Annotated in this window: 12 protein-coding genes; 8 read left to right on the plus strand and 4 right to left on the minus strand. The window is 51.1% G+C overall.

Going from position 1 to position 17,616, the window contains the following annotated elements:
• The first annotated feature begins 40 nt into the window (after nucleotides 1-40).
• On the plus strand, nucleotides 41-2,728 hold the full coding sequence (locus DEV76_RS10150; RefSeq protein ID WP_109697794.1) for a T9SS type B sorting domain-containing protein: 2,688 nt from the start codon (nucleotides 41-43) through the stop codon (nucleotides 2,726-2,728).
• A gap of 73 nt (nucleotides 2,729-2,801) precedes the next feature.
• On the opposite strand, the gene trxA is transcribed toward DEV76_RS10150, so the two are convergent.
• Nucleotides 2,802-3,119, minus strand: coding sequence for a thioredoxin (gene trxA / locus DEV76_RS10155; protein WP_109697795.1), 318 nt, complete (start codon nucleotides 3,117-3,119; stop codon nucleotides 2,802-2,804).
• 122 nt (nucleotides 3,120-3,241) lie between these two features.
• Entirely contained in the window at nucleotides 3,242-6,880 is a 3,639-nt protein-coding gene (gene dnaE / locus DEV76_RS10160) for a DNA polymerase III subunit alpha (protein ID WP_109697796.1), read from the minus strand.
• Between the two features lie 94 nt (nucleotides 6,881-6,974).
• Here dnaE and DEV76_RS10165 point away from each other — a divergent pair, with 94 nt between their 5' ends.
• Complete coding sequence (locus tag DEV76_RS10165; RefSeq protein ID WP_157962813.1) at nucleotides 6,975-7,649, plus strand: C40 family peptidase; 675 nt, start codon at nucleotides 6,975-6,977, stop codon at nucleotides 7,647-7,649.
• Here the strand turns inward: DEV76_RS10165 and DEV76_RS10170 are convergent.
• Nucleotides 7,642-8,484, minus strand: a complete 843-nt coding sequence (locus DEV76_RS10170) for an FkbM family methyltransferase (protein WP_109697798.1) — start codon at nucleotides 8,482-8,484, stop codon at nucleotides 7,642-7,644. The genes DEV76_RS10165 and DEV76_RS10170 overlap by 8 nt on opposite strands.
• A gap of 44 nt (nucleotides 8,485-8,528) precedes the next feature.
• Between DEV76_RS10170 and DEV76_RS10175 the strand changes: the two genes are divergently transcribed.
• The gene (locus DEV76_RS10175; RefSeq protein ID WP_157962814.1) at nucleotides 8,529-9,464 is read left to right on the plus strand and encodes a glycosyltransferase family 2 protein; all 936 of its coding nucleotides are present in this window, start codon (nucleotides 8,529-8,531) and stop codon (nucleotides 9,462-9,464) included.
• Here the strand turns inward: DEV76_RS10175 and DEV76_RS10180 are convergent.
• On the minus strand, nucleotides 9,453-10,937 hold the full coding sequence (locus DEV76_RS10180) for a polysaccharide biosynthesis C-terminal domain-containing protein (protein WP_109697800.1): 1,485 nt from the start codon (nucleotides 10,935-10,937) through the stop codon (nucleotides 9,453-9,455). The genes DEV76_RS10175 and DEV76_RS10180 overlap by 12 nt on opposite strands.
• 120 nt (nucleotides 10,938-11,057) lie before the next feature.
• Between DEV76_RS10180 and DEV76_RS10185 the strand changes: the two genes are divergently transcribed.
• From DEV76_RS10185 to DEV76_RS10205, 5 genes are read left to right on the plus strand one after another with little or no spacing between them, the layout of a single operon-like run.
• A complete protein-coding gene (locus DEV76_RS10185) occupies nucleotides 11,058-13,733 on the plus strand; it encodes a CshA/CshB family fibrillar adhesin-related protein (RefSeq protein WP_109697801.1) in 2,676 nt (891 codons plus the stop codon).
• A 49-nt stretch (nucleotides 13,734-13,782) separates the two neighbouring features.
• Entirely contained in the window at nucleotides 13,783-14,619 is an 837-nt protein-coding gene (locus tag DEV76_RS10190) for an alpha-1,2-fucosyltransferase (protein WP_109697802.1), read from the plus strand.
• 6 nt (nucleotides 14,620-14,625) lie between these two features.
• Complete coding sequence (locus tag DEV76_RS10195) at nucleotides 14,626-15,447, plus strand: glycosyltransferase family 2 protein (protein WP_109697803.1); 822 nt, start codon at nucleotides 14,626-14,628, stop codon at nucleotides 15,445-15,447.
• Nucleotides 15,440-16,600, plus strand: a complete 1,161-nt coding sequence (locus DEV76_RS10200) for a glycosyltransferase family 4 protein (protein ID WP_109697804.1) — start codon at nucleotides 15,440-15,442, stop codon at nucleotides 16,598-16,600. Before DEV76_RS10195 ends, DEV76_RS10200 begins: the two co-directional genes overlap by 8 nt.
• A gap of 1 nt (nucleotide 16,601) precedes the next feature.
• Nucleotides 16,602-17,513, plus strand: a complete 912-nt coding sequence (locus DEV76_RS10205) for a glycosyltransferase family 2 protein (protein WP_109697805.1) — start codon at nucleotides 16,602-16,604, stop codon at nucleotides 17,511-17,513.
• Nucleotides 17,514-17,616 lie beyond the last annotated feature (103 nt).

Here is a 17,616-nt window from a genome sequence, read left to right on the forward strand (position 1 = left end):
AATATCTTTCCGCCGCCGAATTATTTTGAATTGTTTAGTAATGCGATTGTACCTATACCTCATTTGTTTTCTCCTGACATCCTTAAAAGTCAATGCCCAAACTGCCAGCTTTACCGCTCCGGATACAGTATGTGTTGGCGCTCCCGTTACGATAACTGATCAGTCCAGCGGCGCAGGCACCTGGTTCTGGAACTTTTGCTCAGGCAGCCCTTTCCGGACGCCGGTGCTCACTAACCTGGGAAATTTTGGCGCTAATCTCAATGGCCCGGCCCATAGTGTGCTGGTGGAAGATGCCGGCAGGTTCTTTGTTTTCGTAATAAACAACTTTGACCGTAATGTTATAAGGTTGGATTTTGGGAATAGCCTCCTCAATACGCCGACCTCAACCCTGCTTACTCAATTTATCGGTTTCATGCCCGATAATGCGGAAGGTGTACAGGCTGTGGAAGACGCTGCCGGCAAACACCTGATCGTGGTGGGAGGCAACTCCATGTCTGTTCCGAAAATTGTGCGGCTGGATTTTGGCTCTGCCTGGAGTAACACACCTACCGGTGGGGTGGACTGGGGGAATACCGGTAACGTACTTGCTTATCCCTACGACCTTTCAGTTATACAGGAAGGCGGTAGGTATTACGGTTTCGCAACCAATCAGCAAAACAATACCATTACGCGTTTTGAATTCGGCACTGATTTTACGACAACGCCTGCTATGATAAACCTGGGTAATGTGGGCGGGTTCATGTCAGTTCCATATGGAACACACATGCTGAAAGAAGGGCCCAATTGGTATATGTTCGTTGCTAACCGGAACAATCACCTCATTAGATACGATTTCGGTACTTCCATCACCAATCCTCCTACGGGTACCGATCTGGGAACGATGGGGGGGCTGCTGGATGAGCCGCGTGACATTGCCGCCTTCCAGGATTGCGGGCAAACGTTCCTGCTGGTAGTTAATAACGGTAATAATACGCTTGTGCGGGTAGATCTTGCAGGTGGTATAACAGGAGCGGCTACTGCCACCTCCCTGGGCAATCCGGGTAATACGCTGGATTTCCCGGCTTCCATATCTTCTATTTTCAGGACGGGGAACGATCTTAACGCGTTTATCCCTGATGTGGGAACCGGCGGCATCACCCGCCTTACTTTAGGCAGTTGTAATAATTCATCCATTCCTAACTTCACCGGCCAGGCGCCTCCGCCTGTAACGTACGACCAGCCGGGAACGTATACCATTAACCTGATCACTGATCTGGGAACACCCAATCAGCGGAGCTTCTGTAAAAATATAGTGGTACTTGCCCCGCCGGTTGTAGACCTCGGGCAAAACAATATTGTAATTTGTAACGGATCTCCGGTATCGCTGGATGGCGGCGCCGGCCCGCATAAACGCTATAACTGGACTACCGGAGAGAGCACGCAGCTGATCACCGTAAATACTTCCGGCAATTATGGTGTTTCGGTATTTAACGGTGGATGCACCGTAACGGATAATATTTCCATTTCCATCACAACCGCCATTACCACATCAGGCACACCTGTGAACATCGATTGTAATACCCCCGGCGGCAGTGTGGAGGTAATAACGTTGGGAGGAACGGCTCCGCTTACTTTTTCTTTGAACGGAGGCACGGCCGGTACAAATAACATTTTCAATAATCTTCCGGCTGGGAATTACCGGGTGAACATCCTTGATGTTAACGGATGTTCAGGACTATACAATTTCACGATCAATACGGATATGGCCCGCATGATGGCTACCAGCGCCACCAGTACAGACCCTACCTGTTTTGGCCGTAATAACGGTACCATCCTGGCGCAGGTGAGCCAGGGTACGCCACCCTTCCAGTTCGCTCTCGGTGCACAGCCCTTTGGCAATGCGCCAGATTTCTCCGGCCTTGGCCCCGGTACTTACAAAGTGTATATCAGAAATGCTTTCTGTCTGGACAGCCAGCAGGTTACGCTTACATCACCCACGCCTTTGTTACTGCCCTTTGAGTCCTGGCAGGATACCTGTAACCGCCAGCAGGGCTGGGTGCAACTTTCTCCTTCTGGCGGCACACCTCCCTATGCCTATAGCTGGAACGGAAATCCGATCACAGGAACTCAGGTGAGTTTCCTGGGTACGGGTAACTACCTCGCGCAGGCAGTGGATGCCAATGGCTGTGTAAGCCAGGCGAACATCTTTGTAGATAACCTTAGCCGCAGCAGGATCAATATCCTCACCCCTGATACCATTGTAAGTATCGGCGACGAGTTCATGCTGCGGGCTTCCAATGGTACGGATTACATCTGGAGCCCGGTAGATGCAGGAGGTGTTGTATGCCCGATCTGCCCGGAAACTCCCGCCCGGATATTTACGCCTACACAATTTATCGTCCGCACGCTTTCGGGCGCCAACTGTATAATGGCGGATACGGTAAGTGTACTGGTGGATTATTCCACGATGCTGGAAATGCCGAATGCCTTTACACCGAACCAGGATGGGGTGAACGATGTGTTCCGGCCTAAAGCGAAGGCTGTAGTAGCCTTTAACATGCAGATCTATAACCGCCTGGGTAACTTGATATTTACCACCAGCGATCATCGCAAGGGTTGGGATGGTAAATACAATGGTAAGATACAGCCTATTGCTACTTATGTTTATGTGATTAAGTTTGGCTTCTGGCAGCCCGATGGGAAACTGTTCATGTACGATAAGAAAGGTACGTTTGACCTGATCCGGTGATAATAAAAAGAATCTCCAATAAAAAAGCCGTCCCGGATAAACAGGACGGCTTTTTTAATATGTTCAAACCAGATTAGAGGTTTGCCTGAATTTTCTTATCCAGAACTGCTTTCGGAGCGGCGCCCACTTGCTTGTCTACCACCTGGCCGTTCTTAATGAACAGGATAGCGGGGATGCTGGTGATGCCATAGTTCATGGAGACCTGCGGGTTGTTATCCACGTTCACTTTACCGATGTTTACTTTGCCATCGTAGTCTTTCGCGAGCTCTTCGATAACCGGACCGATTGCACGGCAGGGACCGCACCATTCTGCCCAGAAGTCAACCACGGTCAATTTATCCGAGTCAAGAACATTGGATTGGAAGTTCGCATCTGTGAATTCTAAAGCCATTTTTTATAGATTTAAAAGTTTATAATTTAATGATTGGTGAATTGGTGATGATGTATACTCAAAAACCAATCCGATGTAAAACTACTGCATTTTTGGCATCCCATGATATAGGATTTCTCTACTTACTTATTGGCAATATCTATCCACACATCCAGATCTGGTTGTGTATCAAGCCATTGTGCCAATTCGTCATTCATCTCAATATGCTTATTGAAGGTGTGCATACGTACTGACAGGTTTTCGTCCCGATCCACCAGCTGGAAGTAAATTTCGCTTTTACCCGGGTTTCGTGCCACATTGTCTGCCAGGAAATCAATCATCTCCGAAGTCAGGAACTGGGGCATCGTAATAAGGCCTATTTTCTTCGTCTGGTTCCTTTTCACTTCCTGCAGCAGCTGCATGCTGTTAATCTTGAATTCGTACTCGTTTTCATTGAAACGCCGGGGTTTGAACCCACCGTTTACATACAGGCACAGCCCCTGTTTGAAGTAATTGGTGAATTTCAGGAAGTCTTCACTCCACAACGCAAATTCGAACTTGCCGGAATAATCTTCCAGCGTCATGATGCCGAACTGCTTATTGTTTCTGGATATGCGTTCTACGGCACTGCTGACGTATACGGCCATGCGGAAATCTTTCGCTTTACCCTTATTATTATCCGAAACGCCGCTGATTTTGTTCTGATATTCAGTGACGTCGGACAAGGGGTTCATATGATAATGCCGCAGTTCAAACTTATAATCATCGAGGGGATGGCCGGATATATAGATGCCGGTTACCTCACGTTCGTTGTTCAGTTTAATGGTCAGCGGCCATGGGTCACAGGGCGGGATCTTCGGTGGAACTATCTCCGCCATCAGGGTATCACCGAACAGGCCGCCTGAAGAGGAGTTTTCCGCAGATACCTGTTGTCCGAATTTCACGATCTTTTCCAGTCCGGTGGAGTTGTCTCCATCGGGCTTATGGAAATATTGTGCCCTGTGCATTTCAGGGAAGCAATCGAGCGCGCCTGACATGGCCAGGGCCTCCAATGACTTTTTATTTACCGCACGCTGGTTTACGCGTTTGATCATGTCGAAAATACTGGCGTACGGGCCATCTTTCTCCCGCTCCTCGATCACACTCTCGATGGCAGCTTCACCCACGCCTTTAAGACCTGCGAGGCCGAAGCGCACCTGGCCTTTGCGGTTAACGGCAAAGCCCTTGTAGGATTCGTTCACATCCGGCGGCAATACATCCAGCCCCATGCGCTTACATTCTTCCATGAAGAACGTGATCTTTTCCATGTTGCTGGCGTTGTTCAGCACGGAAGCCATGTATTCGGCAGGGTAGTGGGCTTTCAGATATGCGGTCTGATATGCCACAAAGGCGTAGCAGGTAGAGTGAGATTTGTTGAATGCGTAAGATGCGAATGCCTCCCAGTCGGTCCATACCTTGTCGCACATCTTCAGGTCATGCCCATTCTGTTTGCAGCCTTCCATGAACTGGGCCTTCATTTTGTCCAGTACCGCTTTTTGCTTCTTACCCATGGCTTTACGGAGGATGTCCGCATCACCTTTGGAGAAGTTGGCCATCTTCTGGCTGAGAAGCATTACCTGTTCCTGGTATACGTTGATCCCGTAGGTTTCCGCGAGATATTCCTCCATCACCGGTACGTCGTACGTTACCGGCTCCAGACCATGTTTACGTCGGATGAACAGCGGGATGTACTCGAGCGGGCCCGGACGGTACAAGGCGTTCATGGCAATAAGGTCAGCGAATTTATCGGGCTTTAGTTCACGCAGGTATTTCTGCATACCCGGACTTTCAAACTGGAACGTGGCGTTGGTTTCTGCACGCTGGTATAATTCGAAGGTCTTTTCATCGTCGAGCGGTATGTTGTCGATGATGATATCGATACCATGATTCTTTTTGATCATTTGCAGGGCGCCCTTAATGATGGTAAGGGTTTTGAGCCCCAGGAAGTCCATCTTGATTACGCCTGCGCTTTCAATTACGTTACCCTCGAACTGGGTTACGAGGAGGTCGGAATCTTTGGCGGTGGTAACGGGGATAAGTTCAGAAAGGTCCTGCGGGGCGATGATGATACCCGCTGCGTGGATGCCCGTATTACGTACGGAGCCTTCCAGTACGCAGGCTTCGCGGAGTACTTCGCCCTGGAGGTCTTCCCCTTTGATAAGGTCGCGGAGCTTCTTCACGTTTTCGATATCCTCAGGGCCGAGGCCTTCCTTATCCTGCAGGCTCTTATCCCCTTCGAGCGGGGCGTTAAAGATCCTTGACAGCTGGATGCCGGGTTTATCGGGAACGAGTTTGGCAAGGGCATTGGAATCCTGCAGGGGCAGGTCCATTACACGCGCCACGTCTTTGATACTCATTTTGGCGGCCATGGTACCGTAGGTGATGATCTGCGCTACCTGTTGCTTGCCATATTTTTCTACCACATAATCGATCACACGCTGACGGCCTTCGTCATCGAAGTCCGTATCAATATCCGGCATGCTCTTACGCTCGGGGTTGAGGAACCTTTCGAACAGGAGATCGTACTTGATGGGGTCGATGTTGGTGATGCCGATGCAGTAAGCTACGGCAGACCCTGCAGCCGATCCGCGGCCCGGACCGATGAATACTCCCAGTTCACGGCCCGCTTTGATAAAGTCGGACACGATGAGGAAGTAACCGGCGAATCCCATTTTCTCGATTACATCCAGTTCGAAGTTGAGCCTTTCTTCCACTTCGGCAGTGATCTCGGCATACCGGCCGCGGGCACCTTCGTAGGTGATGTGGCGGAGGTACTGATCCTGCGTAAAGAATTCTTTGGGGATGGGGAAGTTGGGCAGGAGGATATCGCGCTTCAGGTCCAGCAGCTGCACCTTATCCACGATCTCATTGGTATTATCGATAGCCATGGGGAGATCTGCGAAGAGCTTCGACATTTCATCCGTGGACTTGAAATAGAACTGGTCGTTATAGAAAGCGAAACGTTTGTTTTTGGTCGTCACATCGTCGTCGGAGAATTCCTTCATGGACGGTGTGCTTTTCTTTTCGCCGGTGTTGATACAGAGCAGGATGTCGTGTGCATTGGCATCGGCCTGATCCACGTAGTGAGAATCGTTGGAGGCGATGATCTTCACATTGTACTTGGCGGCGAAGCGCACTAGTACTTCATTGACTTTTTCCTGTTCGGGGATGCCGTGGCGTTGCATTTCAACGTAAAAGTCTTCCCCGAAAATATCGAGCCACCATTTGAATTCCTTTTCACCTTCTTCTTCTCCTTTTTTGAGGATGGTTTTGGGAACGGAGGCACCGAGGCAGCAGGTGGTGGCGATGAGGCCTTTATGATATTGAAGGATCAGCTCTTTGTCGATACGGGGATATTTGCCGTAGAGGCCTTCCATGTAACCGAGGGAGCAGAGTTTGATGAGGTTGCGGTAACCTTCATCATCTTTAGCCAGGAGTACCTGGTGGTAACGGATATCTTTTTCTTCGCGGGTAAACTGGCGTTTGTGCCTGTTTTCCACCAGATAAAACTCGCAGCCCACAATAGGCTTCACTTTCAGGCGTTTATCTTTTGGATCTTCAGGGTTAAGCCGGTGGTTATAGGCTTCTGCCACAAACTGGAAAGCCCCGAACATGTTACCGTGGTCTGTGATGGCAAGCGCGGGCTGGTTATCGCCCATCGCTTTTTTGTAGAGCCCCTTGATATCGGCGGCTCCGTCCAGCAGCGAAAACTGTGTATGCACGTGCAGGTGTGAAAACTTCATCGTCGGATCTTATATTGAGGTGATTTTTTCAGCGATTGCCAAAGGGCAAAAATCGGATTTTTTTTATATTGCAGCCAATTTAAAAAAAGACGGAATGTTGAGAAGAACGGGAAAATGGATGTTTAGGATGTTACCTGCAGGTGCTTTAATGCTGGGAAGTTGTGCTATGCTGAAGAAGCAGCCACAGCAAACAACGGCGCAAAAGCCTGTGGAAAACCAGCAGATGGAGTTCATCGACGGCATTGCTGTTACCCGTGATCCCAAAACCTCTTCCCATACCGGTAAAAACCGGCCAACCCGCCTCCGTGAAAACCCGGGGCATGTAAACAGCATTGAAGAAGCCCGCTGGTGGCAGTTTAAATATGCCCAGCTCCTCGATCTGCCCGTGGAAAACGTGGTAAATGAGAAATTATTTGGATTTATAGAAGAATGGTGGGGAGTGCCTTATCGCATGGGGGGCAGTACCAAATCGGGTATCGACTGCTCAAATTTCGTGAATACCCTCATGTCTGCAGTATACCAGATCAACCTGGTGGGTAATTCCGTACAATTGTTCAACCAGGTGAGCCGATTGGCCAAACGGGCCGAATTGCAGTCGGGCGATCTGGTCTTCTTCGCCATCAACCGCAAGAAACGGATCTCACATGTGGGAATTTACCTCTATAACGACCGTTTTGTACATGCCTCTTCCAGTAACGGGGTGATGATCAGCGATCTGCGGGAACCTTACTGGGTAAGGTATTACGCAGGTGCAGGACGCATCAATTAATCTTCCGCGCAAAAATATTCAGCTGCTGCTCATATTCCCGGCCACAATCGCCCGGTACGAAGGGGTGCGCCACATTATCGGCCGCTTCCTTGATATAATATTCAAACCCGCTTTCTTTCAGGATTTCCAGCATATGGGTAAGCTCATGGCTTTTGCCGATCTGCCCGTGATATTCGAGGAAAAGGCAACGCACATTGAGGAGATACGGGGCACAGTCCAGTATTACCGGGTATTCCGCCCCTTCGATATCGATCTTCAGGAAATCTACCGGTTGCTGTAAGAGATCGGCCAGGCGGCGGCAGGGAACAGTGATAACGCCTTTCGCATTCTCCTGGATACGGCTGCCCTGGCCACCTGTAGATTCAAAAGTGATGCTGCCGGTGTGTGTCCATACCGCTTCCCTGAAAATTTCCGTCCCGGTAAGCTGATTGTCGTGCACGTTTTTTGTAAGCAGTTCAATGTTATGGCTATCAGGTTCAAAGGCCATAATCCGCGCTTGCGGGTATAGCCGTTGGAAATACAGCACGCTGAGGCCTATATTGGCACCGCAATCGATAATGAGCGGAGCTTCAGAGCCTGCCTTAAAACGGTAGATCTCTTTGGTAATGATCTCATCGAACGAATGCAGGAGCTCCCAGGATTTGGTGAACCATATCCTGCCGCTTTTCCAGCTTATATGCTGCAGGGGGCCCTGGGGCAGGTGTTTCAGGTATTTGACCGTCCAGAAAGAAAGCTTTTCGCTGCCGGAATTATCTGTTCGGAATTTTTTAAGAATACCATTGACGATTTGCCCCATTATGGAACCGGAAGATGCGTTGTTCGAGGAGTTGGCCATGTAATATGATCGATAAATATATCTTTGCAAAATATAGCTTTTACATGAATAAACCGAGGGTTTCCATATGTATACCGGCTTACAAACAGCCGTTGCTCCTGGAAAGATGCCTGCACAGCCTGCGTTTGCAGGATTTTACATCCATTGAAGTCATTGTTACCGACGATTCGCCGGACGAGGCTGTGGAAGATCTGGTGCGGGATTTCAGGACAGGCTTTCCGCTGCGGTATCAGAGGAATCCCTCTCCGCTGGGTTCCCCTGAAAACTGGAACGCCGGCCTAAGCCTGGCAACAGGCGAATATGTAAAGGTCCTGCATCACGATGACTGGCTGCGGAGCCCTCAGGCAATAGGATTATGCGTTGAAGCGCTGGACAGCCGGGCCGATGCCTCCCTGGTGTTTTCCACCAGCGTGAACGTATACCCCAATAACAGCGAAACTTTCAATACCACTACACCAGCTCAGCTGGAACGGCTGAACCGCCAGCCGGCATCGCTGCTGCTTGGCAACTTTATCGGCGCCCCCAGCACCGTGCTCTTCCGCCGGTATCCCGGCCTTACTTTCGATCCCGCGCTTAAATGGCTGGTTGATATTGATTATTATATTGAGCTCCTGAAGCGGGGACCGGCCATGCACATTGAAACACCACTCGTAAATATTGGTGTGCATGAAATGCAGATCACCAATGCCGTGCAGGGTGACCCGGACGTGGTGCTGCCGGAATGGTCGCATGTATTGAGTAAAGACCCTGCTTTCGCGAAGCAGGGATGGAAGATGTATGACCTGCTGTGGAGGATGTTGCGCAACTTCGGTATCCGTAATCAGCAGCAGCTGGAAAAATATTGCAAGGGTACCCCGGTACCGGCCGTTTTCAGGCAGATCGTTGGCGCACAGGCTAAGGTACCTGTAGCAGTGCTCCGTAACGGGCCGGCTTCCAAAGCGGTGATGTCAGCCGCATGGGTGCGCAGCTTATGGCTTTAATTTACTCCTGATAAATTTATTGAACGCCTCGGATACATCGTCTGACAGGCGGAAGATGAGCACCGCACTGCCATACAGTACGGTAAAGGCTGCCGTGCGGAGGATAAGACTGATATAGAAATTGGATACATCGATCAGCTGAGACACCCAGTAACAGGCCAGGCCAAGCAGTATGATGTAGAGCGTACGTAGTGAGAAAGGCTGCAACTGGAATCGGAAATACAGGAAGCTGAAACGGATAATTCCGAATACGGCGGCAGAAAGTAAATTGGCCATGGCATTCCCTTCAATACCGAAAAGCCGCAGGAACCAGATGTTGAGCGGAATGGCCACGGCCCCAGCAGCAAGATTGGAATAAAACTCCACCCGCCAGTAGTTAGAAGTGCCCGTAACCTGGCTGGCCACCCCAAAACTCATATCCATCACCGATTTCATGCCCAGGAACAGGATCACCGGCTTACCCGCATAGTAAATGGGATCCAGCTGAAGGATGCCGAATGCGTTATCTACATTGAGCCATATCAGTCCGAAAAGTAACACCGCATAAGTGAGCATGGTATTGCTGGAACGGCGGTATATGCTGCCAATAGACTGCATATCACGGTTCTTCCATGCAGCGGCCAGTACCGGAATGGCGATGGCCACTACGTTGCGCTGCGGCAGCAGGATGAGCGTGCTGATGTAGGTGCTAAGTTCAAATACAAATCCGAGATCCAGCCCTTTCTGGCTGGAAATGGAAAGGTTATCGATATTGGCGGCTATCACGTTGATCACCGAACCGATGTACAATGTGGCGTTGAAAGTAATTAACTGTTTCGCCAGCCGCCGGGTTACGTTGCTGATGGAAAAAGAAAAAACAAGATCGCCCTGCCGGTACAGATACCGCAAAAGCAGGAGCAGAAGCACGCCGTAAACAATTGAGATAAACTGCACATAACGCCCCAGCGAGAGTACTCCGAAAATGAAAAGAAGGCTCAGGATCAGGTATTCCACCCGAAGACCCACTTCTTTCAGCAGGATGGGGTATACACTCTTGTACTGGTTATAGGAAAAGTTTTCGAATGCGGAAAACAGGAGGAAGAAAAGTGAGAAGGGAATGAGGTAGAAATAGTAATCCACCACATAGGCGCTCTTGGTGCCGAATTTGCGGATGATGAGATCCTGGAAGATCAGGAAGCCGGCGGTACACATGAGGAAACCGATGCCACAGAGGATGAGTACCAGTCCGAATATATCGCGTTTGGGGGCAGGCAGCTGATCGCGGTACCAGGGGTAGAACTTGTTCATCACGGTAATGGATCCGAGGTTTGAAAGTGCAAATACAATGGTAGCCACGCTGATAAAGAACCGCGTTAGCCCCATCACATTCGGATCTACGAGTTTGGCGCCGAGGATCGTAGTGATTCCCCCGATGCCAAATCCAATGAACGTAATGATAGACGTACGGATACTCTGACTGCGGATAATTCCCATATTTCTTCTTTCAAACTTAACGGCGAATATAGAATGATTTTGGATTGCCGGACGAAATATTAACTTTGATTTTTAAACCTGTGCCGGATATCCGTACAGTTTAATTTATCCCTGATCCCCATGCCATTCCGGAAGATTTTATGGTTTTTCCTCTTCTGCTTCCTCCAGCATACTGTTTCTGCCCAATATGCAGACAGGGGCACGGGTAAGCTGAAGCCCTATATCTGGTGGTTCGACTGGAATGGGTTCACCGTTGCGGACGGGGCTTCCAAAACCTTCACTACCCACGATGGCATTGTAGTCACGATCCGTTTCAGCAACGTTTCAGGGGCAGGCCTCCGGCCGGATATTATGAACACCTGGAATGGCGCGGTGCTGCATAACCTGTATGATTTTACCAACTCCGCCATTCAACCTGCTCTGCATAGCGTAGCCACAAACGTTACAGCCCGTTTCGATATGGAGGTAACCGCTACAAGGAATGGTGTGGCGATCCCCTTTACATTAATTGCAGCCGATGCGGAAGGTTCCGTCTCAACGGAAGTAACGCATTTCACCACTTCAGGCGGCCCCTGGCAAGCGGTGGAATACTTCACCAATATACCCATGCCTGTGGGCCCGCTTTTCGGTTGCAATACCCAAACTATCGAGATCTCCAATACTTACGGCGGCAGTTCAGGAATGGGACAGAACCCTATGATGGCCACATATTCCAATGGTACGGCACCCCTGCGGGTCAATTCCACCCTTCAAAGGGCTTCCAGTGCCACGGGCGGTATGGCCGTCACTTTTGGGATATTATCGCCCATAGACCGGGGGGATCTCCCCGCATCATTCCCCACAGCCCAGCATGCGATCGCTTATTCCGCCATAAACGGCTGCAACCTCACACTGCCTGGCCCGTCTCTGGTACCGGCATCCGACCTGCATTTCGGCAGCATCATCGCAGATGCGGATGCCGTTGAAGGCATCGATGATAATACCGACGGGGTGGATGAAGACGGGATCTCCGTATTCCCCGACTATAACGGCAGCACAGGCAACTATACCGTTAACCTCACACTGGTGAACCAGACCTCCGCCACGGCTTATGCCAGCGGATGGATGGACTGGAATATGGATGGTACATTCACTGCTGCAGAAAGGGTAGTGGTACCCGTGCCGGCAGGTACCAATCTCGCATCATTCAGCTGGACAGGCCTTCCTTATTCCCTTGCAGACGGGGGCACCATCCGTTGCGGCTTCCGTTTCAGGATTGCAGGAACAAGTACTGCTGTCGAACAGGCCGGTGGATTTGCTGCGGATGGGGAAGTGGAAGACTATTACCCGCAGATCGTTCAAACCTGTAATGTTACGAAAGTGAATGCCGGCACGGATATGGCCATATGTATGGGCCGTGTTGCCCAGCTGCAGGCTACGGGGGCACTTACCTACCGCTGGGAACCCAATCCGCGGTTATCGGCCCTTACTATCCCGAACCCCACGGCCAATATCACCACAAATACCTCCTTCTTCGTATATGCGGAGCATGCCAACGGCTGCAATAGCCGCGATACGGTAGCGGTACGCGTAGATGCCCTCCCGGTACTTAATGTAACCCCGGACAACTTTACCGTTTGCCAGGGAACTCCCATCACTTTTACAGCGACGGGTGCAGATAATGTAAGCTGGAGCGACTATACAGGCGCCGCTGTAGGTACGGGTAATACGCTGACGGTTACCCCGCAGCTCTCTGCGCCCTATACCGCCGTTCTCCGGGAAAACCTCTGCGGCCAAACCGCCACTATCACGCTCCCCGTAATGGTAACGCCCCGCCCGGTGGTGGATGTTACCCCGCGTAATGCGGTCATTTGTGAAGGGCGCCAGGTAACCTTTAACGCTTCAGGCGGAGGAACCTATACCTGGGCCGATGGGCAGCACCATGTGGTAGGCACGGCCAGTCAACTGGTGATGCAGCCTGCTGCCAGTGGTAATTATACGGTGCGGATTGTAAATACCTTATGTGCAGTGTCGGAATCCTTCAACCTGTCGGTAACAGTAAGGAAGCCGGGCAGCATGTCTGTTACCCCGGCGAGTGCAAATGGTTGCAAAGACAGCCGTATCTCATTTACCGCCAGTGGTATGGACGAAGCCATATGGGAAACGGAAGACGGAACGGTGATAGGCCCGGGGGAGAGACTGGTGACAGACATCACGTCCAGCACCGCCTATCATGTAACGCTCCGGGATAATGTATGTGGTACGGAACAGCGTGTGACCCTTCCGGTTACCATGCGCCCGCCGCCGGTGCTCAGTATTATCAAAAGCAACGATATTAATTGTATGGAAGGCAGTGCCACCCTGACTGTGTCAGGCGCAGCAGCCTACAACTGGCTCCCGGCACCGGGTATTACGGATCGTGCAAACCCTGTACAGCAGGTTTCTCCCACCGCAACCACCAAATACCACGTGGCAGCGACAGACTACTACGGATGTACCAACAACGATTCCATCACGGTAGCGGTATCTTATACAGGGCCAAGGCCGCACTTCCAGTTACCCAATGCATTTACGCCCAACCGCGATGGTATCAACGATTGTTTTGGGGTAAAAACTACCGGTCCGGCTACGCGTTTCGAACTGTCGGTTTTTGACCGGTGGGGTAATGTTGTATTCCGGACGAATAAAGCCAACGACTGCTGGGATGGTACTTACAGGAATGTACCGCTCGATATAGGCACTTTCGTATATGTGTTGCGTATTGAATCGGAATGCGGCCCGGTAGAGCGGAAAGGAACGGTTACTTTGATCCGCTGATCGGATTAATGATCGAAAAAGGATAATTTTGCGCCAAAACCAAGCCATCTTGATCCTTGTTCAATTAAAAGGCGGGCTGGGCAACCAGATGTTCCAATACGCCGCAGGCCGTACCCTCGCCCTGCGCCATAATGTTCCGCTATTCCTGGATAAGGGAAGCTACGAGCCCCGGCAGGAAGGGATGTATGGGCTGGATGGATTAAAGATCCGTGCCGGTATTGCCACAGAAGATATGATCCCGCATCCCGGCTTCGCCGGTAAAGTGTTTAACCGGCTGGCGCCCGCATCCATGCGCACCGTTTTCCGGGAAGAGCATTATCATGTAGACCCCGCCTTCTTTTCCCTCAGGCCCCCCGTTTATCTCAAAGGATACTGGCAAAGCTGGAAGTACTTCGAGCCATCGGCATATGTGATACGGCAGGAGTTTGCTTTCAATATTGATTTCCCTCCCGCAATACTGGCCAAAGCGGAAGCATTGCGTAACAGCAACAGCGTGGCCATGCACTTTCGCAGGGGGGATTATACCAGTAGTGCTGCGGCTACCTACCATGGCATCTGCGAGCCGGAATACTACGAAAGGGCGGCAACACGCTACCCCGGCGCAACTTTTTATATATTTACCAACGATCCGGAATGGGTGAGCAACAACCTCCCGGCAGGAATATCTTATGAAATCCTGAGCGGATCGCTGAGCAGTACGCAATATGAAGACCTTTTCCTCATGAGCAGCTGCCGGCACCAGATCATCGCCAACAGCAGCTATAGCTGGTGGGCCGCCTGGCTTAACCGGTACGAAGGCAAACAGGTAACCGCCCCGAAAAAGTGGTTCCTGGCCGAAGGGATTAACGATGCAGACCTTGTTCCTGCAGACTGGACCAGAATTTAAAGCAACATGGCAACAGCACCGCTTATCTCTGTCATATTACCCGTTTATAACGGCGGCCCCTTTCTCCGGCAAACGCTGGAAGCGCTGCTGGCGCAAACACTGGGAGATTTTGAGCTGATCGTGATCAACGACGGGTCTTCCGACGATAGTGAAGCTATCATCCTTTCCTTCAACGACCCCCGCATTCAATACCTCCCGCAAACCAATCACGGTTTTATATTCAGCCTCAACCGCGGCATCGCTGCCGCAAGGGGCAAATACATCGCACGGATAGATGCCGATGATGTATGCCTCCCCGAACGCTTCGAGCAGCAGGCCGCCTGGCTCAATAACCATCCGGAAACTGCTGTTGTAGGCTGTTTCATCACTTTCATCGATGAAAACGGGAAGGTAACGGGCGAGTGGCCGGAAGACAGGGCCTGTGCCACCAATGCACAGATACGGGCCAAACTGCCTTATGCCAACTGCATCGCCCACCCCGGCGTAATGGCAAGGGCAACGGTGTTACGCGAATATCCGTACCGGAAAGAACAGCAGCATATCGAAGATTACGACCTCTGGCTCCGCCTGCAGGGCGACGGGAAGGTGATGGAGAAAGTTCCATTACCATTGTTGCAGTACCGGGTACATTCCGGGTCAGTAACCGTGTCGGTCATTAAACGGAGTAACATCTTCCTGCGCCATTTTCATTGTAAAAGGCGCTATCTGGCATACAGGGCCGTGCAGGGGAAGTGGAACCGGTTCGATTGCCGGGTATTTGCCGGAATGTGCCGCGATGGTATGATCGCCTTTGTTAAATTCCTCAAACAACGTAACGCTCATGTTTAAACTGTTCATCCTCAAACGGCGCCTCGAAGCCCTTGTGATATTCCCCTTTGCATTGCTGGGGCGGATGATTGCAAGGATGCGGCCCCTGAAAGGTGAACACGATATCTTCCTCTTCTTCCCGTTTTACCATGTTGGCGGTGCGGAGAAAGTGCATGCGCAGATCACGCAACTGTTCCCCGGGAAACGCATCCTCGTTTTCTTTACAAAGAAGTCGCAGGGAAGCGCATTGCTCGATGCTTTCAGGGCGCCCAATGTGGAGATCAGGGATATATCGGAGTATACCGATAATAAGTTCATGTACTGGAACAACCTCATCTGGAGGGGCATAATAGCGGAACACATCCGCAGGCAAAGCAAAACACCGGTGGTCTTCAACGGCCAGTGTAATTTTGCTTATAAACTCGCGCCCCATCTGCCTCGTGAAGTGCGGCAGATAGAGCTGATCCATTCCTATTGCAGCTTTTCCTTTATCCGCATACCCTTCCTTCCTTTTTATGAAACTTCGGTGATGATCAGCCGCGACAGCATCCGGCAACATCTGGAACTGTATAACCGCTACCGTATTCCGGCAGCGTATGGTGAACGGATACGCCTCATTATGAATGGCATACCCATTCCTGAAGAAGTGGCGCCGCTCCGGGAACTGACTAAGCTCCTGTATGTGGGCCGGGGAACGGAAGAGAAACGCCCCTGGCTGGTGGCAGCTATTGCACAGGCAGCAGGCGAGCAGGCCGGCATGCTGGGCCCTGTTGAAAGCGCCATCCCCGATGAACTGAAAATGAATTGCCGCTTTTATGGAGAGCAGTCGGAAGCAGAAGTGATAGACACCCTGTACCGAAAGCACCGCATCATCGCCATTACATCTACCCGCGAAGGTTTTCCCATGGTGATCATGGAAGCCATGGCAAGGGGCCTCGCCGTACTGGCTACCGATGTGGGGGATATTCCGTATCATGTGGCGCATGGTGTAAACGGATGGCTTATTTCGCATAACCAGTCAGAAGCAGCTATCGTGGCAGAAGGTGCACGCCTCCTGCAGGAAGTAAAGCCGGAAGTACTGGCCGCCATGCGGGAAACGAACATCGCCTACGCCCGCGAACATTTTAGCCTGGAAGCGTTTGCTGCCGCTTACCGCAGCCTTTTGTTGAATTGATATGAAGCCATTATCCGTCATTATCATCACTTACAACCGGCCCGAAGATCTCGGGTTGCTCGTCCGCAACCTTACCACCCAGCAAGGGGCGGGTACACTGCTGGAAGAAGTGATCGTTATCAATAACGCCTCCACAGCCGATTACAGTGAAGTGAAAGCCTTCATGGCCGGGTTCCCTTATTTCAGATACATAGATTCCCCTGAAAACCTCGGTGTGGCCAGGGGGCGTAATCTCGGCATCACCATGGCCAAAGCGCCTATACTCGTTACTATCGACGATGATGCCTGGTTCCGCGACGATACCGCACTGCAGACAATCGCCGGCGCATTTAACAGTGGATACCTGCCCGATAATCATGCCGGCATCCTCTGCTTCAAAGTACTCTACGCCAGCACCGGCCATATGCAGGTGAACGCTTTCCCGCACAAGCAATTCAAAAAATATCAGAATAAACCGCACTTCCTAGCACCTTATTTCATTGGCTGTGGCCATGCCATCCTGAAAGAAACATATGAAGCGGCGGGATTGTACCCGGAAGATTTCTTCTACGGTATGGAAGAATACGATCTTTCGTACCGGGTGATCGACAAAGGATATTCCATCGCTTACTTATCCGACATTGTGGTGATGCACAATGAATCTCCGCTCGGGCGCACACCCCATGCCGATAAGATGCGCATGCTGTGGGTGAATAAAGCGAAGGTGGCTTACCGCTACCTGCCGGGCTTTTGCTATGGAAGCACCGCCTTCATGTGGTCGCTGGAATATCTGAAGAAAACGAAGTGGGACTGGAAAGGATGGTGGAAGGGATGGAAAGCCATTTCCGGGATACCCCGCCATAACAAACGTACCCCTGTAGGCACGGAAGCCCGCAACTATCTCCGTAAAACGGAAGCGCGGTTGTGGTACTAGGATACTGAACATTATAACAAGCATATTGAACCCGGCTTTCAGAAGATGGCCGGGTTTTGTTTTAAACACTACGGCCCGGTAATCGAAAGACTACCGGGCCGTG

The organism is Chitinophaga deserti, assembly GCF_003149455.1.
GTDB classification, from domain to species: domain Bacteria; phylum Bacteroidota; class Bacteroidia; order Chitinophagales; family Chitinophagaceae; genus Chitinophaga; species Chitinophaga deserti.